Genomic DNA, 24,607 nt, shown 5'->3' with positions numbered 1-24,607 from the left:
ATGGAACATGTGAAAGCCCTTGCCATCAAAGGCATCATGACGATTGTGATTCTGTATCTTATTCTCGGGCTCGGGTTTAATTTCAGTTTTGAAAACACCCTCTTCATCACGATTGTTCTTGGCGCGGTATCCTATTTGCTGGGTGATTTGTTTATTTTGCCGAAGACCAATAACATCACGGCCACTTTAGCCGATTTAGGCGTCGCTTTTCTTGTCGTTTGGCTGATGGCTCTTGCGATGGGAACGGCTGCAAGCACCGCTGCATTGGCCGCGTTTTTTGCAGCAGCGCTATGGCAATCGGAGAATACATTTTCCATTTTTACTTGATGAATAAAGGCCTTGGCTCGCCCAACCGCAGAATGGAAACGAGAACGGAATAATATATAAAAAAAGCGTCCAGCAAACTGGACGTTTTTTAATCAAGAATAGAAATTTTCCCAATACGGCCGCACTCTTCTGCAAACCAGATCGATTGGGCTGGTCCGGCCGCTATCCCGTGCGGTTCAGAATCGGCCGTCGGGATTGGATATTCCGTAATATCTCCGTTGACTGTAATGCGGCCGATTTGACCCGCACCCCATTCCGTAAACCACAGGGTACCGTCACCGCCGGGGGTAATCGCGTGCGGTCGGGCATTGGCTGTCGGAAGCGGGTATTCGCTGATCTTACCTGAGACCGTTATTCGCCCAATTTGATTTCCGTTTATTTCTGTAAACCACAAAGCTCCGTCCGGGCCAGCAGTGATTCCAACCGGTCCGGATTGTTCTCCAGGAAGCGGATACTCGCTGATGTCTCCATCTGCCGTTATTCGTCCGATGGAACAGCTTTGATTTTGTGTAAACCAGAGGGCATCGTCTGCTCCCCTTGTAATAAATGACGGGAAGGCTCCCAATTTGGGCAGTTTATATTCCGTTATTTCGCCTGAAGATGACAGCCTGCCGATTTGATGTGCGGCCATATCGGTATACCATATGGCATCGTCACAGCCTACGGTGATCCCAAACGGGGCAGTACCTGGAGGAAGGGCATACTCGGTTATTTCCCCTTGAGGCGTCATTTTTCCGATTTTCCCCGCTTTATACTCCGTAAACCATAGCTCACCGCCAATCCCGGAAGTGATAATCGAGGCGCCTGCGCTCTTCGTCGGAATCGTATATTCGGTGAAACCCCCGGACTCTGTGAGCATACCGATCCGGTTTCCCTTTTGTTCAGTAAACCAAATGCGCCCGTTTGCACATACAGCGATCCCGTACGGACCCGATTCGGGGTCGGGAACGTGATATTCAGACATGCGAATCTGCATGAGCGATCCTCCCTTTATTCCATTTTCCTTGAGCATCTGATCTTTCAGAACGCTCCCAGGCTTTTCTCATTTTCATGTTACCTCAGGCAGAGCAGGCAGTGAAACAGAAAGTTCCATTAAATATAAACTGTACAGGCATGCTCTCGTATCATAAGATTGCCCCAAAGCATAAACTTATTTTTCTATATATGGTTCAATAAGGAATCATCTGCCGGATCTTATCATTTTGAAATATATTCATATTATCGCCCTATCAATTCATTGGCGACGGCATACTTTGGTGTATAAAGGCAACCGCTGTCTCAGGGCGGACCAAAACCAAGAAAGAAGTGGATGTGTTCTGCATGTTTGAAGATGAGAGACTGAATCGCTTGATTTACCTTTATACCCCTCTTTTTGCGAAAGATTTTCCTATTATTCTGTTCTGGATTCCAAAAAGCGGCTGCACGACGCTGAATCGCTGGTTCTTTTTCCAAAACGGGCTGCTTGAAGATGTTGGCCGAAGATGCGCGGGGGAGGTTCATCACTACAGAAATACGATCTATACGCAGCAGCCGGATTATGTGAAGGATCTTCTGGCAGAATTAAGAGAGGGAAAAAAGGACACTTACAAGCTTGTGCGCAACCCTTTCCGGAGAGCAGTCAGTTCCTTTCTGGCGGCGATTTGCTCCCCGAATTTTATCTGTCTGTTCAACAGTGACATGAATACAGGGCTGTCTTTCACCCAATTCTTGCATCATTTAAAAGATTTGGGGCCGGATATCAGCGCCATTGACCGGCACCTTGGTCTTCAGTATCTCGAAGGAGAAGAAGAGTTTGTCACCAATTATATTTACCTCGAGCAATTCAGCGCGCAAATCAGAGAGATTGAAAACAAATACAAATTATTGAAATCTCCGATAACCCAGCTGTCGAAATCACCGCACCATCTTTCCGATACTATGCTTAAAAAAGGAAAGTTCGCGGACACCGTATTCACCATGTCAACCTTCGACTGGGTGTTACCGACTTTTGAGAGCTTTTACAATGACGAAGCAAAAGAGTTGGTGCAGGAGATTTTTGCGAAGGACTTCGAAGTCTACGGCTTTGATTCGAAGCATATCAAGTAAACTGGAACTCGGCCATCACATTACGATCTCCTTTCAATTCGATTACATTTTGGAAAATTGATTCCAAATGGTTTCTTTTTCAGAGACGATCGTTTAGAATGCCCACTAAAGGTCATTTTAAGAATCACTTCTGTTTGAAGAAAGGAGATATATTATGAAAAAAGGCATATCATCTCTCATGATCGGATTATTGGCTGTCGTGTTGGGCGCCTGCGCTTCAAATCATGATGATCAGCAATCCCAGACAAAAGATCAAGCGAAAACAGCCCAAAGCGGGCAGCAGGATCAAGAAAAGCAAATGAAAGCCATGCAGAAAAAACTTGATCAGCAAAAGGTCGATGAAACAAAAACAGTGGCTGTCGTTAACGATGAAAAGATCACAGGCAAGGACTATAACAGCGTATTATCAACCGCACAAATGCAGTATCAGCAAACAGGACAGGATCCGACTTCAAAAGATGCGGCACAGCAAATCAAAAAGCAGGCGATCGACAGCCTTGTCGGACAGGCTTTAATTACCCAAGAAGCGGACAAAAAAGGCTACAAAGCATCTGAGAAAGAAATTGAAAAACAGCTGGACGAAAGCAAAAAGCAGTATAAAAACGATCAAGATTTTGAGGAAGCGGTCAGAAAAGCCGGCTTAAACATGAACACGCTGAAAAGCGACATTGCCGACAGTATCAAAACAGAAAAATATATTGACAAAGAACTGCCGGCAGATCAGGTCACAGACAAAGAAATCAAAGATTACTATGATCAATTTGCCGCACAGCAAAAAGACAGCGGACAGAAAAACACACCTGCGTTTGACGACGTCAAGAAGCAAATCCAAGACATGCTCAAACAGCAAAAAAGACAGGAAAAACTCGGACAGCAGGTTGAAAAACTGAAAAAAAGCGCCGATGTGAAAGTGGAAATTTAACAAAGTCAGCCATCCTGTAACGGATGGCTGACTTCGTTTTATTTATCAATATCTTTTTTGGACAGATGGCCGTCTTTGATCACAGTCTCATTGATATTGCCTTTTGTAACGGCATACGGCTCAAGTAAAATCGCCGGTACTTTGGCTTTGCCGTTTTCTACGGTTGTATCGGTTTGAATCGCTTCGCCTTTCGCCACTTGAACAGCCATTTCAGCGCCTTTTTTGGCGAGCGCGGGAATCGGTTTATAAACGGTCATCGTCTGGGTACCGTTCACAATTCTTTGGACGCCTTGAAGTTCCGCATCCTGTCCGGACACCGGAATTTTTCCGGCCAGGCCCGCCTCCTGCAGCGCCTCGATCACCCCGCCAGCCGTACCGTCATTGGCGGCGATGACGGCGTCGATATCCTTCGTCTTGTTCAATGCTTTTTTCATGTTCTTTTTCGCTTCTTCAGGAAGCCAGTCTTTCGTATATTCGTCAAGCACGACCTTGACTTTCCCCTGCTGCTTCAACTGTTCGAGCACTTTCATGGCGCCGTTTCGGAATAAGACCGCATTGTTGTCAAGAGACGACCCGCCGATATATACGAAGTTCCCTTTCTTCGCTTTTTTTACAATCGCTTCCGCCTGCAGTTCCCCGACCTTTTCGTTATCAAATGAAACGTAATAATCAACATCCGCGTTTCGAATCAGCCGGTCATACGAAATCACTTTTACACCGGCGCTGTGCGCCTTTTTCACGATTTCCGCCGCAGCATCCGCATTTGCCGGTACAACGACAAGCACGTCGACCCCTTCGCTGATCAAGAGCTCGGCCTGCTGAATCTGAACTTCTTTATTTCCGTTAGCGGCAAGCGTCTTGACTTCTCCGCCGAGGTTATTGACTTCTTTCTCGAACGCCTCTTTATCTTTGTACCAGCGCTCTTCCTTCAGCGTATCGATGGCAAAACCGACGTACAATTTGTCGGAGTCGGCAATCAGCTTTACTTTTTCTTCACGGTTGGCGCTTTTTTCAGCAGAATTGAATGAACACCCGGCAACAGCTGCGAGGAGACTAAACAGCGCAAGTGCCAACAACCCTCTTTTCACATATATCGACAACATTAAAACCCCCCATTCTGTTTAGAGTTTAAACCGCTTGATCATCACATTCATTCGTTCAACCATCTCTCCCAGAAGCCTTGCGCTTTCGTCCATCTTTTCAATCGAACCGCTTTGTTCATGCACGGACGCTGATATTTCTTCAGAACCGGCCGCGCTTTCTTCGGAAATCGCCGCAATATGCTCGACCGAGCCGTTAATCTCCTCACTTGAACGTCTGAAATGCGATAATGCCTCCGAAATGTCCGACACACGGTCAGTCATGTCCGTCACTTTATCTTTAATCTCTGAAAAATACCGGCCGGAAGTCTCAATCTGGGTTTTGCCTTTATGAACTTCGGAAAAACCGGTTTTTAAATCACCGGCCATGGAAGATGTTTCGGTTTGAATCGCCGTGACGATTTCGGTGATGCTGCCGACAGAGCTTTTCACTTCTTCGGCCAGTCTTTTCACCTCGCCGGCTACTACGGCAAACCCTTTTCCGGCGTCGCCGGCCCTTGCCGCTTCTATGGACGCGTTTAAGGCGAGCAAATTCGTTTGTTCGGCCATACCTGTTATCATTTCTACAAGCTTGTGGATCGACTGTGTCTGTTCCTCCAGAACACTGACTTTTTCTACGGATGCCTCCATTACATGATTGATGACATTCATTTGCTGCAATGACTGAGCCATCTGTTTGTCGCCGTCGACAGACACGTGAAGCACTTCTTTTGAAAACCGGGCCAGCGTTTCGCCGCTTTCATGAGCGTGCTGAATCTGCCCGGTGAGCTCCTGTGTCTGCTCAGAAATATTGGCCGCTTCATTTGCCTGATTCGTGGCGCCGTTTGCCAATTCTTCAACAGTGACAGTGACCTGTTCGCTTCCTTCTTTAACATCAGCCGAGACGCTCGTAAACGTGAGACATTGCTTATCGACTTCGGCTGCGATCCCGGATACTTCGACGATCATCTCACGCAGGCTTCCGCCCATATGATTCACCGCTTGCGAAAGCTGCCCGATTTCATCTTTTCCTTTGTAATCAAGGGCTTCAAAATTCAAATGACCCTTTGCAATTTCTTCGCTTGCTGCCACAACTCGCTTCAGATTTTTCTTGATCTGCCGGCTGACAATGATCAGGAGTCCTGCTGACACAATCGCCGAAATCAAGATTGAGACGCCTAAAATATAAATGGTTTTCGTCATATTGGATTGGGCTTGTCCAATCGAGTCAACATTGGATTTGACAGCGTTTTCTTTCAGATTTTCGCCTAACGTCATCGTCTCCTCTTTGAGCTTGTTCGCTTTTTTCTGAAGGGTTAAAAATTTCTCAGTGTTGATTTGCTGCACATTTGGGACAATTTCGCTGAAAAAGTACTCATCCAGTGAATGATTGTTTTCAATAATTTGATCAAACATGTCAAGCTGCTCATCTGAATGCAGCTCTTTTTTCAGCTTTTTGGCCGTATCGGCAAATTCCTGGCTGTACTTCATATAATCGGTCAATTTTTCATCCTGGGCATTTATGATGTACTCCGGAATGTGCAAATATTTATTTTGATATAGGGACATCAGCTTTGCCGACTGAACAGCCGTTTCATTTTTCGATTTCGTATCCTGAACCGTCTGGCTCGTATCATGTAACAGACCATATGTAATCAAAACGGATGTTAAAAACGCTGTTAACATCACACAGAAAATAATGCCGTATTTGCCGCCGATTGTGATATTGTTCCATCTCGGGCTTTTCACATTGCTCCCCCTTCTTTCAAGCAAAGTATTTTTTATTTATATCGGCAGCGGATGAAATTTTTTTACAAAAATATAGTGATAAAGACCCTGTTTACAAAAAAATAAAATACGCCTTTGAATAGTGCAAAGGCGTATAAACCCGGGTTTATTCGAGCGACTCTATAGCCGCCATCACATCAGCTTCATGAAAAGATCCCATCAAACATAAAGATTCATCCGGACGCACGGCATGGGCGGCGATGGTCCGTTTTGCCTCTTCAACGTTTTCTAAAATGCCTAAATCGCTAAGTCTTCTCGGAAAACCGAGCCCTTCATAAAAGGGAACGAGTTCGGCGATTTCATCTGTCCGCCCTTCTAAAGCAAGCTGCACGAGTATTCCGTAGGCTACCTTTTGGCCGTGCAGCACACGATGGGTTTCGGGGATGAACGTTAAGCCGTTGTGAATGGCATGGGCTCCGGCCATTCTGCCATAGCGGCCCGCATATCCGCCTACTGTGCCAGCCAGCGCGATGACCGCTTCGAGGACATTTGCGAAAGATGAGGAGGATTCGCCTTTTTCAAGACTTTCTATGGCTTTCAGGCTTTCTGTCAACAAAATATCCCGAATATAGACAGACTGCCTCAGCCCTGTCTGAACCATGATGGAAAGCGAATCGGCCGTATTTCTGATGATCGCTTCGGCCTCATACCATTTCGCAAGCGTATCACCGATACCGCTTTTCACATAAGCGACCGGCGAAGAGAGGATAAGCAGCGGATCGACCAGCGTCAAATAGCTGGAGCGCTTATGATATTGAACGCCCGAAAAGTTGCCGTCATCATCATAGATGACGCTTAACGGCGTGCTTGCCGCGCATGTTCCCGGGATCGTCGGAATCGTCATGACTTCAATGTCCAACAAATCGGCGGCTGCCTTCGCCGTATCTAAGACGGTTCCCCCGCCTATCCCAATGATGACATCTGCCGATTCTGCTTCTTCTGCTGCTTTTTTAATCTTATTTAGGGAACTGCAGCCCGTATGCTGAACGACTTTCCAATTGTTTGGAGGCGTCGTATAACTCGTAAAAGCTTTAAACGATTTGACTCCAGTAATGATGACGGGACGTTCGAATGCATTCGCAAATGACGGCAGTTCTTTTGCGATCCCCTCTCTGCAAACGTATTGGTTCGGACCGCTTCTGACAATATCTTCAGGCTGCATATTTCCCCACTCCTTCTATTATTTTCTAAAATTTATCATCTCACTTTCTAACAAGATGTCAAACGATATCACAAACCGCTCACCGGTTTCTTTCTCCTTTAAGCAAGACTCTCTTCCTTCCCATTCAAGCTCAAACAGCTGTTCCAAATGAAATATTCCGTGCGGAAAGCTTCCGGTATACAAAGCGGACGCGGCTGCAGCGGCTGTCTGTGCGGTAATGAATGATTCATTTTCGCCGAACAGCGCGATGCCTGTCCCGGCGCTCCGGCCGTTTTTCAACCCTTCAGCATCCACCTTTACCGCGTATTGCGCCGATCCGATGTTGAGCGCCCCCAGCAGACGGACCGCCAGATTTCGAATTCCCTTATTGTTTAAGAGCTTGACTGCGCCGATTTTTTGCATGGCGGCAATCAGCACGGTGGCGGGCCTTGAATCAAAACAAAGCCGAGTAGAAACAGAAGGGACGGCTAATGTGCCTGGCAATGTCACCTGATCTGAAAAAGGAAACCGGTACGCTGTCCGGCGCCCCAATCGTCCGCCGAAGTTTGTCCGCCGGCCGTCTGTAAAACTGCTGACTTCCATCAAGCGTCCATTTTCTTTCACATCATACACCGTATTCAGATGGTCAACTGTCCACTCGATCGCCGCTTTTCCGTGGCTGTCACCTAAACCGAGCATGATCGCAATATCAATCCGGCTCGTTTCATCGAGAGCTTGGGCGGCTTTCTGCGCAAGTAAATTGGTAAGCCCCGGAGCCAGGCCGACGCTTAATAGTCCTGTGCCGCGGCATGCTTCGTCATTCAGCTGTTCAAGCTGCGCCAAAAATGAACCGTTCGCCGTAATGTCGATATAATCCGCGCCGTTCGCCAGACAAGCCTCTGCCAACTCAGTGTTTTCCTGATCGATGCACACGATCACCAGCTTTGTCGTCTTGAGCCAATCCCACTCAGCCGGTGCATCTCTGCTGAAACGCATCGGCTTCACTTGGCCGCCCGTTTTCTGACTAAAACGCTCGGCGCGATCCAAGTTTCTTCCGGCAGCGTACACACGGCCCGGATATTTTTCTCCGAGCCTCCGGCAGATTTGGGCGCCGACATGACCGTACCCGCCGATCACGACAATATGTTTCTTCATTGTTTGCCGCCTCCCTTCACAGCAAACCAGCCGTCGATTACATAAGCGCTGAAAAATCTCGTTACGTTTGTAAAGCCTGCTTTGCCGAGCAGATCCTCCACCTCTGAAGCCGGCACCGGATGAGAGCGGCTGCCGATTGAAGCGGAAAAGCTCTCCCATCCCTGTTCAGAAATCCCGCCTGCAAGCATATGCTCCTTCCAGGCACACATCTGCCACTTGAATGTCTCTGACGTCATGTCGCCTTGAATGGCCGCCATGAAAAACGGAGCGCCATCCGCCAATCGTGAGGCGATCTGCTGCAAAAATTCAAGCTTATGGCGGACAAAGTGAAGCACAAGCATGCATGTCGCAGCATCATATTGAAATCCGCACTCAAGCTGCTGTACTTCTCCTTCAATTAGATCGGCTTGAAGCTGAATTCCGGCGAGCTCCAGCCTTTTTCTCGCCAAACCGAGCATGCTGGCAGACGGATCGACTCCTGTAAATGACCAATTCGGGTGCCTTTTTGCAAGCGTCACGAGCTCCTGCCCGCCCCCGGCCCCGACGACCATCACATTAGCCGCATCTTCAGAAATCCGGACCGTCAACAAGCGATCCATCATATCGTAGAGCATTTCATAGCACGGGATTTTTAAAGGGATTTTTTTTTCGTATTGATAGACATCAGGATGATTCCAGTCCATGTTCATGACAAGCCGTTCTCCTTTTAGTAAAATTAATTAAGAATTGTTCTCAATTATAAAGGAGTTTCAGCAAACCACCATCCCTTAAACTTGGGATTTTTAAAGAGGAGGACCGCCATGAACCGGCCGTTAAAAGACATACTGAACGAACTGCAGCGCACATCCCGTTCTTCGCCCCAATATATCGAAGCCATGCTGTCTGCATTAAAACAGGCGATCCCGTTTGACGCATCATGCTGCACAGCTGTAGACCCCAAGACCTTACTGTCCATCGGAGCCGTCACAGACGATCAAATTGAAGCGATCCATCCGCAATTATTCGAGCTTGAGTACACGGAGGAGGATGTGAATCAATTTGCAGCCTTAATTCAGACACGGCAGACAGCGGCTATATTAAGCGAATCGGTCAAAGGAGACTTCCGGCAAAGCAAGCGCTACAGCAACATTCTTGGGCCGGCAGGCTATGAAGATGAATTGCGCGCCGTTCTGCTCAGCAAGGGGGAGTGCTGGGGATACCTTACCCTGCTGAGGAAAAGAGGACAGCCGCTGTTTACAGAAAAGGTTGCTTCACTCGCACCGCTTATCGGCCGACACCTTCAGCAATTCAGACACCATCTGTCAAAAAAAGACGTGTTTCACATGAAACATGTCGGAGGCATTCTGATTTTGTCGGAAGACCTGCAGCCCTTGTCATGCAACCGAGCGGCCCTCCATTGGCTGAACATCTTGCGCGGCTGGGAAAGCATCGGCAGCGATGCCGTGCCGAGACCTGTCCGGGCAGTCTGCACGCGGGCAGCGGCCGAAACTGCCGATCCGGCAAAAACGGTCATCTCGATTCCGGGCCATTCCTGCCTATCCATTAAAGCGAGCCGTTTAGACGGCTTTGGCCCGTCAGGCCAGATCGCCGTTTCATTCGAGCCTGCCTCACCGGCAGAAACCATACCGCTGATAGCAGAAGCCTACAGCCTGTCCGACCGGGAAAAAGACATCGTTTACCGGGTCATCCGCGGACTTTCAACAAAAGCCATCGGAGACGAATTGCATATATCGGCTTACACCGTTCAAGACCACTTGAAATCGATTTTTTTGAAGACGGGCGCAGGAAACCGGAGGGAGCTGATGTGGAAGCTGCTTGATGATGTGCTGGAGTGAGAATAAGGCAGGTGGAAAACTGTTCTCACGTCCGATTCCGCAGACAAGCAACGAAGTGTTTTTCACTATGTCTTGTCTTGGAGGAATGAAAACCAGCAAATTCAAGAGGACTTAACTTTTTCTTCATTCCACCCCGTCCTGTTCATTTAACAGCTCGTCCAAACGCGCCACAGCATCCTGTTTTTCAAACGTGCTGAACCATAGGTCGTCATACGAATCCAAAATGCGGTAATGGTGAGAAATCAAGTTTTGCTGAAGGCGGAACTCTCCTTTTTTCTCAAAGTCCCGCCACCACACTTTTCCGCCAAGCGTCTTCCCTTTTGGTCTGTCGATGCTTCGATGAGCGACAGTTTCCACCACCTCGAGGGGCTCATCCCCGAGCACGGCCTGCAGCACTTCACTGTTCCGAAAAAGCGCGCATACCGCGACAACATGCGCCCACCCCGCTGCCGACCTGCCCTTTTCAATTTGCACGAGCGTTTTCTTCGACATCCCGAGCACGTTCGCCATTTTCTCCTGTGTATAGCCGCTTTCCGCACGGATTAATCTTAATTTAGAAGAAATAAGTTCGGTTATGTATTCTTTATCCATGGAGGAACCTCCAACGTTCTTTTTAGTGTAATATTACACTAAAAAGAACGTTGGATCAATTTTTATGACCCTGTAGTTGCTGTCAGTATAACCCTCTCCTTATGATCTTCACCATTCTGATTCCATTCCACGACAGCTTCAAATTGCTCATTCTTTTCAGGGGCATCACCCAGCCAGACAACATTGTCTGTATCAGAATGCGCTGCGCTTTCCTCTTGTTCATCCTGTTCGTAATGAACCATCTCTTTTCCATTCACAAAAAATACGACTCTCTTTAACTCCGCATCTTCACTCGTTTTCTTCGAAACATAGCCATTCCAATATTGCTCTTCCCTTTCTTTAGAATAAGAGACTTCCCATTCCCCGTTTGAAGTCACTCCACTCAGCTTGTTATGTTCAAAAAACAGACAGTAAATCGTGATGCCGATGCCCAGTATCATCGTGAAGGCAATTGATGCAATCCATTTCTTTTTCACTTTGGGTACCTCTTTTTTTCTTCCATTGTATCCTTTTTTTCATTAAGCAACATCATACAAGAAATCTCCCATAAACATGATAAACTTAAACATCATCACACCAAGGAGGCCCGACATGCGAAATGAAACCCGCACGCTTTTTCTGGACCCTGATCTGAATGTTGAAGCCTACCGCTTTAAAGGCATTATGCAGAAGTTTCCGAATCACTTTCACGAGTATTTTGTGATTGGTTTTATCGAGAAGGGGCAGCGCTATTTGCTTTGCAAGGGAGAAGAATACATCATTAATCAGGGCGATCTCGTGCTTTTCAATCCTTATGACACGCACAGTTGCGAGCAGATTGACGGAAAGGCGCTCGATTATCGCTGCATAAATGTGATGTCTGATGTTATGAGAAGATTTGTGAAGGAGATCACCGGGACCGACAGCCTCCCATATTTCACGGAAAATGTCTTGTTCCGTCATGAGCTGAACGCCAGCTTGAAGGAGCTTCACATTCAAATATTGCAGAAAGAAAAAGCCTTGAAAAAAGAGGAGCTTTTCCTCAACCTTCTCGAGGAGTTGATTCGAACGTATTCTGATGTCGCGTTTCTCGAAAATGCGCCTGAACCGTCCGACGAAGTCAAAGCGGTGTGCGGTTATTTGGAATCCCATTACCAGGAAAACATTACGCTTGAACATTTAAGCAAGCTGACAGGCTGGAGCAAGTATCACCTCCTGCGGTCGTTTACGAAGCAGAAAGGAATTTCTCCCTACAGCTACTTGGAAACCGTCCGTATCAATCATGCGAAAAAGCTGTTGGAAGAAGGCGTAAAACCAATCGATGCCGCTTTCCAAACAGGCTTCAGCGATCAGAGCCATATGACGAAATTTTTCAAGCGGCAGGTCGGGCTGACGCCGAAACAATATATGAAAATCTTTGAATATGACAGGCAGGAGATCAAAGGATGAAGACAAGACGCGAAACCGCCGGACACCTCGCAGCTGTCATCACGATCATCATCTGGGGTACCACTTTTGTCTCGACAAAGGTGCTGCTCGAGGATTTTGCGCCCGTAGATATATTGTTTTACCGGTTTCTCATCGGATTGATCGTACTGATTATGGTGCATCCGCATGTGCTGACATTCCGGAGCTGGAGGAAAGAAGCGCTGTTTGCGGGAGCAGGCTTATGCGGGGTGACGCTTTATTTTCTGTTGGAAAACATCGCGCTTACCCTTACCTACGCCTCAAACGCCGGCATGATCGTCGCGGTTATTCCGATGATCACCGCGGTATTGGCGCATTTTTTCCTTTCGGGCGAAAGGCTGGAGCCCCGCTTCTTCATTGGATTCGCCGCCGCTTTTACAGGACTTGCGCTCATTTTCTTTAACGGACAAATCATGCTCAAGCTGAATCCGCTCGGCGACATTCTTGCTGCTGCCTCCGCATTCGTCTGGGCGGCATATGCGATTTTGATGAAAAAAATCAGCACATTCGGTTATCATACAATCCAATGCACACAGCGGATCTTTCTGTACGGCTTGCTATTCATGGTTCCCGCTCTGTTTCTGTTTGATTTCCGCTTCGACGCAAGCCCTTTCGCCTCCCCCGCCAATTGGCTGAATATCCTGTTCTTAGGTGCGGGCGCATCTGCGCTTTGCTTTGTGACATGGAACTGGTCGGTCGGTGTGCTTGGGGCGGTAAAAACGAGCGCTTATATCTATATGGTACCCGTCATCACCATTGCCGCATCCGTCGTCATTCTGCAAGAAAAACTGACATGGGTTGCTTTTTGCGGAGGAGCGCTCACATTGGCCGGTCTTTATATTTCTGAAACAAAACCAAAACCGCAGCTGAAGGAGGAACAAATTTGATAGAAGAAACAAAATGCGCACTGATCATCGATGAAAGCCTGCCGCTCGGGTTAATTGCCAATACAGCTGCAATCCTGGGGGCTGCACTCGGCAAAAACAAACCCGGCCTGCTCGGAGAAAATGTGACGGACGGCTCGGGAATCGACCATTTGGGTATCGTCAAACTTCCAATCCCCATTTTAAAAGGCAACGCCGAGCTGCTTCATCAATTAAGACAAAAGTTGTTGACCGACGAATTCAACGATATTCTGACGGTCGATTTCACCGATGTCGCACAAGGCATTCATACATATGAAGCATATATTGAAACATTTCAAAGCACCGCAGCTTCCGATTACCGCTATTTTGGAATCGGCGTTTGCGGCGACAAGAAAAAAGTCGCGCGGCTGACAGGAAGCTTGGGGCTGTTGAGATAAATGAGATACGGAAATTGACTTCGCTAGTGAAGGAGTCAATTTCCGTATTTTTTTATGTCATACGTTTGCCACCTAATAGTGAAAGCATAATGAAAGGAAGAGGGATCATAAATGGATGAAATGGTGTTGAAAACGCAGGAATGGCTAAACAAAACCTACAGCGGGAAACACGGTTACAACAAGGTGGAAGAGAACGGAATACCGAATTGGAAGACGATTTACGGTTTAACGAGAGCATTGCAGATCGAGCTCGGAATCGCGGAGCCCGCTGATAATTTCGGACCGGCAACAGAGAGTAAGTTTATTCCGCTCAAACGACAGGCCAAAAATGAAAAGCCGACAAACCTCAATTACATTCTCCAAGGCGCTTTTTGGGTGAAAGGAAACGGGTTTAATCCCGGCGGATTAACAGGTCAATTCTTTGAAGGTACAGAGGAAGCCGTGAAAAAGTTTCAAAAAGCAGCGGGCCTGGCCAAACAAGATGGTGTTGTCACAGCACAGATCATGAAAGCATTGCTGAACATGAGCGCTTTTACATTGGTTTCAAACGGCGATACGAAAATCCGTCAAATTCAGCAAAATCTAAATCGGGATTACAACAATTATTTCGGACTAATGCCTTGTGACGGCGTTTATTCCCGAGAGACAAATAAGGCGCTCATTTATGCCTTGCAAAAAGAAGAAGGTATGAGTACAAGTGTGGCTAACGGCTTTTTTGGACCAGGTACAACAAGCAAATGCCCGACACTCTCACCCGGAGACTCCCGAACTAAGCTCGTGCTGATCCTTCAATACGCACTATATTGCAATGGCTATCCTTCTGGTGAATTTGACGGCATCTACGATGCTGAAGTAAAATCTGCCGTCTCACGTTTCCAAAGTTTCATGTGTTTGCCGGTAACAGGAATCGCCAATATGGCAACGATTAAAGCATTATTGGCAAGCTCCGGCGATACTTCACGTGCTGCGGCGGCATGCGATACTGCCACAATCTTAACATCGGATACTGCGAAAACTTTACGGATCAACGGATATAAAGTGGTCGGCAGATATTTGACTGGCAATGTGCGGACAAGCAGCGGGCTTAAATCAAAAGCGATGACTCCTGCCGAGCTTTCAATCATCTTTAATGAAGGTTTGAGAGTGTTTCCGATTTACCAAGACGGCGGCTATGAATCCTCGTATTTTGTAGAAAATCAAGGAACAACAGATGCGTATGCCGCAGTCAACGCAGCGCAAGGATTAGGCTTCCCATCAGGCACAACCATTTATTTTGCCGTTGATTTCGATGCGTATGATTATGAAGTAACAAATAAAATCATCCCGTATTTTAATGAAATCAGAGCAGCGTTTGACAAAATGCAAAGCATTCCGAATACCCCTAAATATAAAATCGGTGTATATGGCCCAAGAAACATTTGTATCAGAACAGCAGAAGCCGGATTAACGGAATACAGCTTCGTCGCCGACATGTCGACCGGCTTCAGCGGCAACCTCGGCTACACAATGCCCCAAAACTGGGCCTTTGACCAATTCTATGAATATTCAATCGGCACAGGCAGCGGCGCCATCGGCATTGATAAAGACGCTTATTCTGGCAGGGACAAAGGAACATCTAGTGTCACCCCGTCGTCCGATCCGGTCTATGACGCACGAGTAAGAACGTTGAGAAATATTTTAGCGAATATCCCGGCATTGAGCAGTATTTCTGAACTATTTACAACAATGTTTATTTTTGATAAAACTGAAACAGTTTACGAGTCTCTATACTTAGATATTACATTATCTACCTCACTGAGATTTAAAAAGCCAAGTGAAACATCACCGGGCACACTACAAGTTAAAAACGGAAAGGTCGGAGCATCCATTACCGAAGTATTAGGAAACTCAAAAACATCATTGAGTTCTTCACAAATTCATTCGTATGATGAGCTTTTAAAGAATATCGGCTTGTCGGTTCGTAACGGATATATCATGGTAAACGTTTCACCTTCTGTTGAATCTTTGGACCTTTCATTAACAATATTCAGCGATGAAATTCCGGTAGTCGATGGTACAAAAACTGAAATGTCGGCTACAATTACCTTTAAAATTAAGAATTTATATGTCTCACCTAGCAAACCAGTTGCAACTCCTGAAGAAGCGTTACCATTCGATTGGGAAACAATTGGGGTTACAGTTGGAGGAATTATCATCACAGCTGCGGTGGGTGTAGCAGCTGTTGTCATAGTGGGAAGTGCAGCACCTGAAATCGCTATTGGCACGGCAGTGTCCGCTGTGTTATTTGCAATATTTGGTGAAACGACTGATTAATTTGTTTATTTAATGAAAGCTGCATAAATAAATAATATAATGTATTTATGCAGCTTTTCCAAATCTTTAATATATAGAGTATCGTGGAGGTATCAACATTGAACACAGACAAACAAGTATTCATTGAAACGCAAAAAACAGCCAAAACCCTTAAAACTTACCGCGATAAGAGTGACGAAGAGTTATTAGCCTTTCTCGCTAAACAAGATTCATTAACCTTAAATCAACTGAAAGTCTATTACTCAGATCCTTCATTTGCGCTTCATTATTTCATCAGTGCAGCATTTTTCAGTATAATATTGGCTACCTTCATAACTGCAATTCTTTCTGGTCAAGCAGCTTCGATATTCCCTTTCGTTTCCGGGATCTCCATTCTAATATTAGCTGTCATATTTGCGGGGTGTATTTTTTGGGTGCTTAAACAGCTTGTCACTTTGAAAAAAAAGCCGATTCAATTTATTACACACTTTTCCAAGAAAGCCGAGTTTGCACGTAACGTAAAAATGATTGATAATGTTTTACAACAAAAATACAAAAAGGCATTGAAAAATATACCGCACCAATAAAATTCTCATGTTTTTTATGAAGTAGGAGTGACAATCCAATGATAAAAGAAAAACAATTATTTCAAAAAGCTGAACAAACAGCCAAGCTCCTTGAGTCTCACAAAAGTGACGAAGAGCTGCTTACATACCTTGCAAATCAAGATTCTGTTACATTAAATCAGCTAAAAATCTATTTTTCAAATCCAAGTTTTACATTAACGTATTTTATTAAGGGCATTTTTTTTAGCAGTATGACTGCAGTCATTATGGCGGCCTTTTTATCTGGTCAAGTCTCGTCCTTCAACCATGGTCTTTCAAGGCTATTTTCATTCTTCTTCATGTTCTATCTGATCTTCTCTTTTCTTTGGATCGTCAAGATGCTGATCTCCTCGCGAAAAGGACCAGTACAAACAATCCTGCATTTCCAAAAAAGAGCGGAATATTCCAGAATCACGGGTATGATTGATTTTATTTTAGATGAACGTTTTAAAAAAGAACTCAATTAGAAAGCAGAGGGACATTCACCTCCGCTTTGATTCTCTATCAATCTAATAAAAAAGAAGGGCAGATGACATGCAAACAGACAAACAATTATTCAAAGAAACAAAACAAACGGCTGAAACTCTATTGTTATCAAAAGCTGAAAACGATGAAGAGCTGATGGCATAGCTCGAAAAACAAGATTTATCCGCGTTAAACCGTTTGAAAGTTTATTTTTCGGATCCAACGCTAAAAATCAGCCACGTGATCAAAGCTTCGCTTTACAGCTCCTTCACCGCCAGCATTATAACTGCTATATTTTCTGGTCAAGTCGTTTCCATTTCATATGACATCGAGCATAATTTTTTTCCTTTGATATTAACAATATTACTTTTAGCCAGCTCCATCTGGGTGTTCGGCACGATCACTAAATCGCAAAGAAACAAAGACCAAAACTTCTTACACTTTAGAAAAAAATCGAACCATACAAAAATTATTGGAATGATTGACTTCGTTTTGGAAAACAAATATAAAAATATTTCAAATTAAAAAAGGCATCCCTAAAGATGCTTTTTTTATGCTTACTCACCACTCGACAAATTCTGTCTTCTCTCCTGCTCCGCAATGATTTCATTGTCCTCGGCGTTGTCTCTCGTCACTTTCTGCGTCAAAATCGCGCCGACCGCCACTAAAATCATCACAGCTATGTAATAGCCTTTTTCATTGAGCTGCAGGTTGTCGGCATTGTAAAGGCCGATACCGAACAAAAAGACTCCCGCGAAAAATGTGAAATATGACATAACCGTAAAGGCCGTTGTGTTTCTTCTTCTGTATTTCTGCATCTTAATACCTCCTAAAGAATAAAACTATTATACTTGATTCACGTCTCCAGAAGAAGAATGTTCTTCCTTTTTGCTCACAATTTAGTAAATATGTCACACCGTGATAAAAAAGGCCCACAAAATAAAAAAACCGGGATTGACTCCCGATTTTTAATGTTTTTCTTCGCCTAAAACAGCTTCTGCAATATTGACGGCATGGTCGCCGATCCTTTCCAGATTGCTGGTGATATCGACGAAGATCACGCCGGCTTGTCCGCTGCATAATCCGTCGTTTAAGCGAAGAATGTGCTTTTTGCGAAGCTTGCGTTCCATTTTATCGATTTGATTTTCTTTTTCGACTACACGTCTTGCGGCATCTTCGTTATTTTCTCCAAGAGCTGTGATAGACTCCTTAACGGTGGAAATGGTCAGATCAAGCATTTCTGTTAAGTCAGCCATTGCCGCTTCGGAAATTTTCACCCTGTTGGATTGCTGGTACTCGCCAAGCTCAACCAAGTTTTCAAAGTGATCGCCGATTCTTTCAATGTCTCTGACTGTGTCCATTAACATATGATGTTCTTCAGATTCTTGTTCAGAAAGCGTAGTGGCTGACAGTTCGATCAAGTAATCGGTAATCTTTCTGTCCAAATTGTTGATCGCATCTTCTATTTGAAAAGCGCTTTGCGCATGTTTTGCCTGTTTTGTATTAAAAAACTCTTTTGTTTCCTCAAGTCCCTTTACCGCAAATTCACCCATACGCAGTACTTCTTCTTTGGCCTGTCCCAGGGCAATTGAAGGCGACTGCTGAATGAACAGCGGGTCCAGATGTGTTGCTTTATAGTCCACAACCGAATCTTTGCCCGGAATCAGCTTCGTAACGATCAAAGCCAATATCCCGACAAACGGAAGCTGAATCAGCGTATTCGACGTATTAAAGATACCGTGGGCAAACGCAATCACCATCTTAGGGTCCAGCCCTAAAGAGGATTGAAGCATTAAAATCAAACTTGTGAACGGCTTCAGCAAGATCAGGAAGATTGCTGTTCCAATCAGGTTAAACAATACGTGAACGGCCGCAGCCCGTCTCGCTGCGACGGAGGCGCCAAGAGATGCCAGTACGGCGGTAATCGTCGTACCGATATTGTCTCCGAATAATACAGGAAGAGCGCCGTTAAGATCTATTAATGAATCGGCAAACAGCCCTTGCAGGATCCCGATGGTTGCACTTGAACTTTGGACGAGAACGGTGAAAAGCGTGCCGACAAGCACACCAAGAACAGGGTTCGTACTCATGCTGACGGTTAAATCATGAAAAGCTTCAACCGTTCGGAGCGGCTTCATTCCGCTGCTCATCAATTCCAAACCATAGAAAAGCGCACCAAATCCAAACAGAACTTGTCCGAGGTTCTGAAATTTTTTGCTCTTTAAGAAAAACAGCAAAAATGAACCAATGGCGAGGATCGGAAGCGCATATGCACCAACGTCAAAGCCGATAATAAATGCCGTGACTGTCGTTCCGATGTTCGCACCCATAATAACGCCGATCGCCTGGCGGAGGGTCATAAAGCCGGCGCTGACGAGACCGACAGTGATAACGGTCGTGCCGGAACTGCTTTGAATTAAAACCGTGACAATGATACCAGCCAAAACACCCATCAGAGGGTTGCTTGTAAAACGATCTAAAATGTCTCTCAGCTTATCTCCGGCTGATTTTTGGAGTCCTTCTCCCATAAACTTAATACCGAGAAGAAAGATCCCGAGACCTCCAATGAATTCAAAAAGCAATTTCTGCACATCTATTTCCAAAGTCTTGCCCCCCTAATTCGACATAAATCTACAAACCAAACACTATGATTATGATGGAGATTAAAGCCTATGTAAACGATTCAAATCGAAAATTTACAATAACTTAACATTGCCGGCCTGATGATTTACATTCCCTTAACATTGCCTGGACTCATCGCAAATATACCCCATTCCAACAGGCAAAAATCCCGAACTTTTTCATGGGGCAAACCGTATTTAAAACGAAGGAGGGGGCACATATGCCAAACAGAGCTGACGGTTCTCGCATCAAAATTGAAAAGACAAAAGGGGAACGGGTGTGGAACGCATTTGGTTATTTATTTTTCTTGGGGTCGATCATCTTGTTGATCGCTGTCTGGGGAGCGCTCCCCGAAAAGGTGCCTGCACATTACAACGCACTCGGTGAAGTCGATCGCTGGGGATCAAAATGGGAGCTTTTCATTTTGCCGGGAATCGGATTACTTATCCTTCTGTTCATGCAATTCTTAGAAAAGCACCCTGAGATTCACAACCATCCAAAGCGCCTGAATGAATCAAATGCTGAACACTTCTATCTGCTCAGCAGAAAAATGATCAACCGCTTAAAAAATGCATGCCTCATCATGTTTTCTCTCATATTAATGGAATCTGTGTCAATCGCTTTAGACTGGGGAAGCGGATTTGGCGGATGGTTTCTTCCGGTTGCCTTACTCGGCACCGTCATGCTGGTGGTTATAAGTGTAATACAGCAAAAAAAGATTAAATAACGATCAGGTGCATATTTGTAAAGATTCAAAATGGTCGTCCCCGACGGATTTTTATTGATAGTTTGAACGGAGGTATTCGACGTTCGAAGCATTATTCTATTTATTTTAGGGATCTCGGTTCTCGCAGCCGGTTTTTTATCGTTAAAAATGGAGCTGTCAATTGAGTCTGTTTCTACCACTGACGAAGCTAAATCCGAATTTAAATAAATGTTAGATGATGACGGCTGGTTTTACCTGACCGGTATCACCCTTTTCATGCAATTTATATTTCGCGGATTTCACTTTACATTTGAACACTTGTTTTATGCCTTCATCATTAGCTCTGGAATCCAGTCGATATTTTACTTATTTAATAAAAGGAACTTGGGCTATAGAATATGCGCAATAATTGTGGTGAATTTTTTCTTTAAAAAGAGAGTGATGAACACCGTAATCTTGTTCATCACTCTTTCGAATGCCGTTAATTATTTTGCTTCTGAGATTTTTGCAACGATTTGAGCCAATCCTTCTTTAATCGGAGTCAGCGGACGGCCGAGCACTTTTTCAAAATCATCGCTTTCGACTTCAAGTGTGCCTTCACGAATGCCTTTTTGGATATCGACAACCATCGGAATCAGAAAATCCGGCACACCCGCATTTTTCATGATCTCGCGATAGGCAGCATCGTCAACATGCTGGACGGGTACTTCTTTGCCCAATACTTCTCCAAGGGCTGAAGCGATTTCTTCCTGAGTTAATAGTTTGCCTGAAAGTTCGTAGACGGTGTTTTCATGGCCTTCGCCGGACAGAACCGCTGCCGCTGCATCCGCGTAATCCTGCTGCAGCGCCCAGCCCACCTTGCCGTTCTCTGCTGATGTCACCCAAGGGGCTCCCGCCAAAACACCTTGAATACTCGACATTTCATTTTCCAAGTACCAGTTATTGCGCAAGAAAGAGTATTGAATCCTCGTTTTCAAAATCGCTTCTTCAGTTGCTTTGTGAGTCGGAGCAAGGAAGTTTTTGCTTTCGCGGGCATTCGCAATACTCGTATAAGCGATAAACCGAACTCCCGCGCGTTCTGCGGCGGCTACCGCATTGCCGTGCTGACGGATTCTCGTCTCATTGTCTCCATCGGCTGAGATAATCAGCAGACGGTCAATGCCTTGAAATGCGGATGCCAATGTTTCCGGGCGGTCAAAATCCCCTTGACGCACATCGACTCCGCGCGCCCGCAACGCTTCCGCTTTTTCCGGATTGCGCACGCTGACCGCCAGCTGATCCGCCGGTACAGTTTCCAGCAGTTTTTTCACAACTTTCGATCCTAATTTTCCAGTTGCTCCTGTTACTAACATTTTCATACTCAAATTCCTCCTGATGTTTTAATGTCGAACTGTAACAAAAAACGTTACACTTGATGTAACTATCATAATTACAAACGGACTGATTGTCAACAGGAATGTCTTTCACTTGGCTAAAAAAATAAAAGTAGACGACATACGCCCTCCTGGCCGTCTTGTCAATGTGGAAATAATAGAGTAAGATGTTATCATTGATTTTGGTCGACCAGATACCGTCGACCCTAAGATGATGCGAAATCAGTTATTCATAAAGGAGAAGAAGCAACATGTTGATTATGTTGGTTATGTTTTTATTAGGTCTTGTGCTTGGCTTTGTCGGGGCCGGCGGAGCCGGATTCGTCATCGCTCTGTTAACGATAATGTTTCACATTCCGATTCATACAGCATTGGGAACGTCTCTGGCCGGTATGGCTTTTACGAGCTTATCAGGAACGTACAGCCACTTTCGCGAAGGAAATATTAAGCTGAAAATCGGCTTAACCGTCGGCTGTTTTGCTGCAATAGGATCCTTTGCAGGAGCTAAGCTGACTTCTCTGATACCTTCAAGTTCATTGCACTATATGACCGCAGGAATGTTATTCTTATCAGCCATTCTGATTTTAATCAGATTATTCTTTTTGCAAGAAAAAGAAGCTGACCAGGAAACGAACCTTGCTTTTTGGATCAAGGCCAGTTTATTGGGAATCGTGGCCGGCATCCTGTCCGGAACGTTCGGAATCGGCTCGGCGCCTTTTATCCAAATCGGGTTGATGATGATGCTGAACCTGTCAATTCGCCATTCCGTAGGAACGACGATGCTCGTCATTATTCCGCTCTCGTTAGGCGGTGGGGCGGGCTATATTTCAGAAGGATTCGTCGATTATGTTCTGTTGGTCAAAATCTTGATCGGTACGATGTGCGGCGCATATGTCGGGGCCAAATTCACCAATGTCCTGCCGAAAGTCGTCTTGAAATCGGGTTTATTTTTAACTCCCGCCGTTTCAGGGTTTATTCTCTTATTTTAATTCAATGCCCGGTTTGCGGCCGGGCATTTTGATTAACTTGGAGTGGTTATAGCGGGAGATCACGAAGGAACCTGTGGTAAAATACGAAATGAGAACGAATACGAGGATGAGAAGCGTGATTGAAAAACCAAAACCGTTTTATGAACAATCCTACCATGCGATTAAGCGAATGATATTTGAAGGGAAATTAAAGCCCGGTGAACGAATCGCCGAAGCGAAGTTAGCCAAGGAGCTCGGCGTCAGCAAAAGCCCTTTGAGAGAAGCGATCAGAGTTCTGGAAAAAGAGGGGCTCATCGTCATCGACTCAAGAGTGAAGGTCTATCAGCCGACAATAAAGGACGTTGAAGAAATCTATTTTTGCAGGACGGCGCTTGAATCATTCGCTGCGGGATTGACGGCAAGAATTGCAACGGCAGAGGAACTGAAAACGATTGAAGACGTTTTGCAAAAAACGGAGGAAGCCATCCTTCAATCCAAGGATCAAAACACAATTATCGAATTAAATGATACATTTCACGACTTAATTATCCAATATACACGAAACAGCCTATTGCGGAAGCAGCTCAACGATTTGGAAGGATTAATTTATTATTTCCGCATTTTGAATTTTGAAGGAGAAAAACGGGCTGAAGCCATTTTGGAGCAGCATCGGGAAATTCTCCGCTATATGAAACAAAGAGACGACGAGCAGGCATCAAAAGCGATGATTCGCCACCTTAAGCTTGATCTTGACCACTTAGTCGAAGTGCTGTCTCATCAATAAAAAGGGCAGCCTTTCTAACGGCTGCCCCCCATTTTTAATAAAAAGAAACAAATTCATTAACCGGCTTGCGATATCCTCTCAAGCGTCGGCTGCTTTCTTTTTCTTTGCCGATCGTAATCATGAGGACGATTTCATGTGTATCCGGGATCTCTAGCAACTCACGGACCTGATCGCTGTCAAATCCGATCATCGGGCATGTGTCCCACCCCCGGTTCTTGGCGGCAAGCATAAACATCATCGCAGAAAGAGAAGCATTGCGAATCGCCTCTTCCTTCATGAATGGCTCCCCGCGCGACTCGTAAAATTGGGTATTGTTTTCAACCATTTCCTGCAGCTCAAAGTCCTTAATAATTCCTAAATCCCTCATGCCTTCGTTGATTTTTTCCGTTTGCCGGTAGGCGTAGCGGTCTCCCGTCACTAAAATCACGGCAGAGGCTGAATGCACTTTATATTGGCCGCTCGCAGCTTCCCTGATTTTTTCTTTTAAATCCTTCTCCAATACCACTTTATACTCTGCGTGCTGCAAATTGAACGCCGAAGGTGCAAGCTTTATATCCTCAAAGATAGGCTCCAAATCTTTCACCGTAATTTGAACATCTTCCAGAAAATTATTTGCAGAGTGACGCGTTTCGATAAGCTCGTTAAATTCCATTCTCAAAAAACTCCATTCATCTATCCTTTTGCCTAAATATCCTTATTTATATGATCGGCGGTAAGCTACCTATTGTTTAGCGACGCTCACATGAATCAAAGAGAACGCGTTACAATCATCAGTTTTGGAGAGACCGCCGGCATGGTGTCGGGCTTCTGTCGATAAACATGCACAAATGCCTTGTCACCGGCGTCATAGCAGCTTCTGTCACCACATTATTTTTTCTTCGAACCTTGTATTATTCAGCAATCAACCATGATACGCCAAAATCAAAATGCTATAATTGAGAAAAAATGTGAAAGAAAGCAGCGTGTGAACTATGAAACTATCCTTTTTGCCCAGTACCATTTTTATCGATCCAAGTGGTCAGAGTATAGGGCATCCCGCATAACCTTGATGAAGCTCAATGGGATAACTGGAATCTCGAATTGCAGCAGTTTTTGTTGAATGAAGAAAACGTCTTCTTTT

Annotated in this window: 24 protein-coding genes and 1 pseudogene; 13 read left to right on the top strand and 12 right to left on the bottom strand. The window is 45.2% G+C overall.

Going from position 1 to position 24,607, the window contains the following annotated elements:
* A pseudogene (locus QMZ64_RS16595) lies at positions 1 to 380 on the top strand (DUF2512 family protein).
* Between the two features lie 35 nt (positions 381 to 415).
* On the opposite strand, the gene QMZ64_RS16590 reads toward QMZ64_RS16595, so the two are convergent.
* Positions 416 to 1,303: a Vgb family protein gene (locus tag QMZ64_RS16590; protein WP_265624974.1), complete on the bottom strand. Its 888-nt coding sequence runs from the start codon at positions 1,301 to 1,303 to the stop codon at positions 416 to 418.
* Positions 1,304 to 1,647: 344 nt separating this feature from the next.
* Here QMZ64_RS16590 and QMZ64_RS16585 point away from each other — a divergent pair, with 344 nt between their 5' ends.
* Together QMZ64_RS16585 and QMZ64_RS16580 are read left to right on the top strand one after the other, a co-directional pair.
* The gene (locus tag QMZ64_RS16585; RefSeq protein WP_265624975.1) at positions 1,648 to 2,412 is read left to right on the top strand and encodes a sulfotransferase family 2 domain-containing protein; all 765 of its coding nucleotides are present in this window, start codon (positions 1,648 to 1,650) and stop codon (positions 2,410 to 2,412) included.
* A gap of 154 nt (positions 2,413 to 2,566) precedes the next feature.
* The gene (locus QMZ64_RS16580) at positions 2,567 to 3,334 is read left to right on the top strand and encodes a SurA N-terminal domain-containing protein (RefSeq protein WP_265624976.1); all 768 of its coding nucleotides are present in this window, start codon (positions 2,567 to 2,569) and stop codon (positions 3,332 to 3,334) included.
* 38 nt (positions 3,335 to 3,372) lie between these two features.
* Here the strand turns inward: QMZ64_RS16580 and QMZ64_RS16575 are convergent, their stop codons facing one another.
* From QMZ64_RS16575 to QMZ64_RS16555, 5 genes are all read right to left on the bottom strand, one after another.
* Positions 3,373 to 4,437: a sugar ABC transporter substrate-binding protein gene (locus tag QMZ64_RS16575; RefSeq protein WP_265624977.1), complete on the bottom strand. Its 1,065-nt coding sequence runs from the start codon at positions 4,435 to 4,437 to the stop codon at positions 3,373 to 3,375.
* 18 nt (positions 4,438 to 4,455) lie between these two features.
* The gene (locus QMZ64_RS16570) at positions 4,456 to 6,162 is read right to left on the bottom strand and encodes a methyl-accepting chemotaxis protein (protein ID WP_301441480.1); all 1,707 of its coding nucleotides are present in this window, start codon (positions 6,160 to 6,162) and stop codon (positions 4,456 to 4,458) included.
* Positions 6,163 to 6,307: 145 nt separating this feature from the next.
* Positions 6,308 to 7,363 carry an iron-containing alcohol dehydrogenase family protein gene (locus QMZ64_RS16565; protein WP_301441479.1) on the bottom strand — a complete coding sequence of 352 codons (1,056 nt, stop codon included), beginning with the start codon at positions 7,361 to 7,363 and terminating at the stop codon, positions 6,308 to 6,310.
* Between the two features lie 18 nt (positions 7,364 to 7,381).
* The gene (locus tag QMZ64_RS16560) at positions 7,382 to 8,497 is read right to left on the bottom strand and encodes a saccharopine dehydrogenase family protein (protein ID WP_265624980.1); all 1,116 of its coding nucleotides are present in this window, start codon (positions 8,495 to 8,497) and stop codon (positions 7,382 to 7,384) included.
* A complete protein-coding gene (locus QMZ64_RS16555; protein ID WP_265624981.1) occupies positions 8,494 to 9,186 on the bottom strand; it encodes a class I SAM-dependent methyltransferase in 693 nt (230 codons plus the stop codon). The genes QMZ64_RS16560 and QMZ64_RS16555 overlap by 4 nt, the downstream gene beginning before the upstream one ends.
* A gap of 111 nt (positions 9,187 to 9,297) precedes the next feature.
* On the opposite strand from QMZ64_RS16555, the gene QMZ64_RS16550 reads away from it, so the two are divergent.
* Positions 9,298 to 10,332 carry a helix-turn-helix transcriptional regulator gene (locus tag QMZ64_RS16550; protein WP_301441478.1) on the top strand — a complete coding sequence of 345 codons (1,035 nt, stop codon included), beginning with the start codon at positions 9,298 to 9,300 and terminating at the stop codon, positions 10,330 to 10,332.
* A 123-nt stretch (positions 10,333 to 10,455) separates the two neighbouring features.
* On the opposite strand, the gene QMZ64_RS16545 is transcribed toward QMZ64_RS16550, so the two are convergent.
* Positions 10,456 to 10,923, bottom strand: coding sequence for a helix-turn-helix transcriptional regulator (locus QMZ64_RS16545; protein ID WP_265624983.1), 468 nt, complete (start codon positions 10,921 to 10,923; stop codon positions 10,456 to 10,458).
* 62 nt (positions 10,924 to 10,985) lie between these two features.
* Positions 10,986 to 11,399, bottom strand: coding sequence for a hypothetical protein (locus tag QMZ64_RS16540; RefSeq protein ID WP_301441477.1), 414 nt, complete (start codon positions 11,397 to 11,399; stop codon positions 10,986 to 10,988).
* Positions 11,400 to 11,514: 115 nt separating this feature from the next.
* On the opposite strand from QMZ64_RS16540, the gene QMZ64_RS16535 reads away from it, so the two are divergent.
* The 6 genes from QMZ64_RS16535 (at position 11,515) to QMZ64_RS16510 (ending at position 17,036) form a co-directional block, all read left to right on the top strand.
* Positions 11,515 to 12,351, top strand: a complete 837-nt coding sequence (locus tag QMZ64_RS16535; RefSeq protein ID WP_265624986.1) for an AraC family ligand binding domain-containing protein — start codon at positions 11,515 to 11,517, stop codon at positions 12,349 to 12,351.
* Positions 12,348 to 13,256, top strand: coding sequence for a DMT family transporter (locus QMZ64_RS16530; RefSeq protein ID WP_265624987.1), 909 nt, complete (start codon positions 12,348 to 12,350; stop codon positions 13,254 to 13,256). Before QMZ64_RS16535 ends, QMZ64_RS16530 begins: the two co-directional genes overlap by 4 nt.
* The gene (locus QMZ64_RS16525) at positions 13,253 to 13,672 is read left to right on the top strand and encodes a DUF2000 domain-containing protein (RefSeq protein WP_243943787.1); all 420 of its coding nucleotides are present in this window, start codon (positions 13,253 to 13,255) and stop codon (positions 13,670 to 13,672) included. Before QMZ64_RS16530 ends, QMZ64_RS16525 begins: the two co-directional genes overlap by 4 nt.
* A gap of 111 nt (positions 13,673 to 13,783) precedes the next feature.
* Positions 13,784 to 15,985 (top strand): glycoside hydrolase domain-containing protein, encoded by a 2,202-nt coding sequence (locus QMZ64_RS16520; protein ID WP_265624988.1) that lies wholly within the window; start codon positions 13,784 to 13,786, stop codon positions 15,983 to 15,985.
* Between the two features lie 98 nt (positions 15,986 to 16,083).
* Complete coding sequence (locus QMZ64_RS16515) at positions 16,084 to 16,551, top strand: hypothetical protein (protein ID WP_243943789.1); 468 nt, start codon at positions 16,084 to 16,086, stop codon at positions 16,549 to 16,551.
* Between the two features lie 38 nt (positions 16,552 to 16,589).
* Positions 16,590 to 17,036, top strand: a complete 447-nt coding sequence (locus QMZ64_RS16510; RefSeq protein WP_265624990.1) for a hypothetical protein — start codon at positions 16,590 to 16,592, stop codon at positions 17,034 to 17,036.
* 555 nt (positions 17,037 to 17,591) lie between these two features.
* Here the strand turns inward: QMZ64_RS16510 and QMZ64_RS16505 are convergent.
* Together QMZ64_RS16505 and QMZ64_RS16500 are read right to left on the bottom strand one after the other, a co-directional pair.
* A complete protein-coding gene (locus QMZ64_RS16505; protein WP_043926066.1) occupies positions 17,592 to 17,852 on the bottom strand; it encodes a YiaA/YiaB family inner membrane protein in 261 nt (86 codons plus the stop codon).
* 150 nt (positions 17,853 to 18,002) lie between these two features.
* A complete protein-coding gene (locus tag QMZ64_RS16500) occupies positions 18,003 to 19,637 on the bottom strand; it encodes a Na/Pi cotransporter family protein (protein ID WP_265624991.1) in 1,635 nt (544 codons plus the stop codon).
* Between the two features lie 239 nt (positions 19,638 to 19,876).
* Here QMZ64_RS16500 and QMZ64_RS16495 point away from each other — a divergent pair, with 239 nt between their 5' ends.
* On the top strand, positions 19,877 to 20,383 hold the full coding sequence (locus tag QMZ64_RS16495) for a DUF1648 domain-containing protein (RefSeq protein WP_265624992.1): 507 nt from the start codon (positions 19,877 to 19,879) through the stop codon (positions 20,381 to 20,383).
* Positions 20,384 to 20,847: 464 nt separating this feature from the next.
* Here QMZ64_RS16495 and QMZ64_RS16490 read toward each other — a convergent pair whose 3' ends face one another.
* On the bottom strand, positions 20,848 to 21,720 hold the full coding sequence (locus QMZ64_RS16490; RefSeq protein ID WP_265624993.1) for an SDR family oxidoreductase: 873 nt from the start codon (positions 21,718 to 21,720) through the stop codon (positions 20,848 to 20,850).
* A gap of 266 nt (positions 21,721 to 21,986) precedes the next feature.
* Between QMZ64_RS16490 and QMZ64_RS16485 the strand changes: the two genes are divergently transcribed.
* Entirely contained in the window at positions 21,987 to 22,724 is a 738-nt protein-coding gene (locus tag QMZ64_RS16485) for a sulfite exporter TauE/SafE family protein (protein ID WP_265624994.1), read from the top strand.
* Positions 22,725 to 22,830: 106 nt separating this feature from the next.
* Positions 22,831 to 23,487, top strand: coding sequence for a GntR family transcriptional regulator (locus QMZ64_RS16480; RefSeq protein WP_265627871.1), 657 nt, complete (start codon positions 22,831 to 22,833; stop codon positions 23,485 to 23,487).
* Between the two features lie 34 nt (positions 23,488 to 23,521).
* Here QMZ64_RS16480 and QMZ64_RS16475 read toward each other — a convergent pair whose 3' ends face one another.
* Positions 23,522 to 24,139 (bottom strand): nitroreductase family protein, encoded by a 618-nt coding sequence (locus tag QMZ64_RS16475; protein WP_265624995.1) that lies wholly within the window; start codon positions 24,137 to 24,139, stop codon positions 23,522 to 23,524.
* Between the last annotated feature and the right edge of the window lie 468 nt (positions 24,140 to 24,607).

The organism is Bacillus sp. LB7, assembly GCF_030449715.1.
Classification (GTDB): domain Bacteria; phylum Bacillota; class Bacilli; order Bacillales; family Bacillaceae; genus Bacillus; species Bacillus paralicheniformis.
Note: the sequence above shows the minus strand (reverse complement) of the source record. Positions and strands in the feature narration are given on the sequence as shown.

Coding starts and splice junctions, on each gene's coding strand:
- QMZ64_RS16550 (WP_301441478.1), top strand. CDS start 9,298: ATGAACCGGCCGTTAAAAGACATACTGAACGAACTGCAGCGCACATCC.
- QMZ64_RS16505 (WP_043926066.1), bottom strand. CDS start 17,852: ATGCAGAAATACAGAAGAAGAAACACAACGGCCTTTACGGTTATGTCA.
- QMZ64_RS16480 (WP_265627871.1), top strand. CDS start 22,831: ATGAGAAGCGTGATTGAAAAACCAAAACCGTTTTATGAACAATCCTAC.
- QMZ64_RS16560 (WP_265624980.1), bottom strand. CDS start 8,497: ATGAAGAAACATATTGTCGTGATCGGCGGGTACGGTCATGTCGGCGCC.
- QMZ64_RS16575 (WP_265624977.1), bottom strand. CDS start 4,437: ATGTTGTCGATATATGTGAAAAGAGGGTTGTTGGCACTTGCGCTGTTT.
- QMZ64_RS16565 (WP_301441479.1), bottom strand. CDS start 7,363: ATGCAGCCTGAAGATATTGTCAGAAGCGGTCCGAACCAATACGTTTGC.
- QMZ64_RS16520 (WP_265624988.1), top strand. CDS start 13,784: ATGGATGAAATGGTGTTGAAAACGCAGGAATGGCTAAACAAAACCTAC.
- QMZ64_RS16485 (WP_265624994.1), top strand. CDS start 21,987: ATGTTGATTATGTTGGTTATGTTTTTATTAGGTCTTGTGCTTGGCTTT.
- QMZ64_RS16580 (WP_265624976.1), top strand. CDS start 2,567: ATGAAAAAAGGCATATCATCTCTCATGATCGGATTATTGGCTGTCGTG.
- QMZ64_RS16535 (WP_265624986.1), top strand. CDS start 11,515: ATGCGAAATGAAACCCGCACGCTTTTTCTGGACCCTGATCTGAATGTT.
- QMZ64_RS16530 (WP_265624987.1), top strand. CDS start 12,348: ATGAAGACAAGACGCGAAACCGCCGGACACCTCGCAGCTGTCATCACG.
- QMZ64_RS16555 (WP_265624981.1), bottom strand. CDS start 9,186: ATGAACATGGACTGGAATCATCCTGATGTCTATCAATACGAAAAAAAA.
- QMZ64_RS16510 (WP_265624990.1), top strand. CDS start 16,590: ATGATAAAAGAAAAACAATTATTTCAAAAAGCTGAACAAACAGCCAAG.
- QMZ64_RS16585 (WP_265624975.1), top strand. CDS start 1,648: ATGTTTGAAGATGAGAGACTGAATCGCTTGATTTACCTTTATACCCCT.
- QMZ64_RS16590 (WP_265624974.1), bottom strand. CDS start 1,303: ATGCAGATTCGCATGTCTGAATATCACGTTCCCGACCCCGAATCGGGT.
- QMZ64_RS16545 (WP_265624983.1), bottom strand. CDS start 10,923: ATGGATAAAGAATACATAACCGAACTTATTTCTTCTAAATTAAGATTA.
- QMZ64_RS16495 (WP_265624992.1), top strand. CDS start 19,877: ATGCCAAACAGAGCTGACGGTTCTCGCATCAAAATTGAAAAGACAAAA.
- QMZ64_RS16475 (WP_265624995.1), bottom strand. CDS start 24,139: ATGGAATTTAACGAGCTTATCGAAACGCGTCACTCTGCAAATAATTTT.
- QMZ64_RS16490 (WP_265624993.1), bottom strand. CDS start 21,720: ATGAAAATGTTAGTAACAGGAGCAACTGGAAAATTAGGATCGAAAGTT.